Here is an 818-nt window from a genome sequence, read left to right on the forward strand (position 1 = left end):
CGTAAAAATTATTATAACCAAAAGCAGACTGCCAACAATCGAAGTTAGCGTGGTAAATGCCATTTTTGTCTACTCTCATATCTAAGAAATATGCTCCCGCCGCCGTTGTGAATTTGTAATCATATATGTACATATCTTTACCAATGTTTAAGACCGTTTCCATAACTTTTTTAATCAATCCAACTGGCCCAGTTGCAACAGCGCTATGCCCGGAAGGATCAATTAAACCCACAGGGTTATTCCCACAATAAGTATACAAATTCAAACTCAGCGGGTCAGCATCCTTACCCCAATAACTATCCTCTGAAATAAAACGTCCTATTTCCGGGTTATAGTACCGCGCCCTCAAATAGATAGTCCCGGTTTCCTTATCGAAATATTCTCCGCAGTACCTGAACAGGTTCGTATCCTCAGGGTCTATGTTCTTCTCTACACCAAATGCATCATACTCATACACTTTTATGCTGCTTCCGGTTGTACTGGTAAGCTGCACTGTATCACCATGACCATTATACAGGAAATACCTTCTATTTGCACCTTCCCCGGAGTATATGAGATTTATTCCACGTATATACTTCTCGGTTGCGTTTCCTGCACCGTCGGTTTCCAGCACCATCTGGTCACCGTCCCATATGTGGTTTGTGGTGACACCGTTTACTGTCTTTGAGGCTCTCAACCCATCCCAATTGTAGGTATAGCTGTAGGTATTGCTTCCTTCCGTCACTTTTACCAGTTGGTTCAAGCCGTCATATTCGTTTATTGTAATGCTATTCTCAGTATTTGCTGTAATTGTTGCTTTTGCTTTCACCCGTACCCGG

1 protein-coding gene is annotated in these 818 nt (G+C 42.3%); it reads right to left on the bottom strand.

Annotation, left to right across the window (positions count from 1 at the left end):
* Positions 1-818 (bottom strand): RHS repeat-associated core domain-containing protein (locus CLHUN_RS21635; RefSeq protein ID WP_133051143.1); only part of this gene is annotated, 818 nt, incomplete at both ends.

The organism is Ruminiclostridium hungatei (assembly GCF_002051585.1).
Classification (GTDB): domain Bacteria; phylum Bacillota; class Clostridia; order Acetivibrionales; family DSM-1351; genus Ruminiclostridium; species Ruminiclostridium hungatei.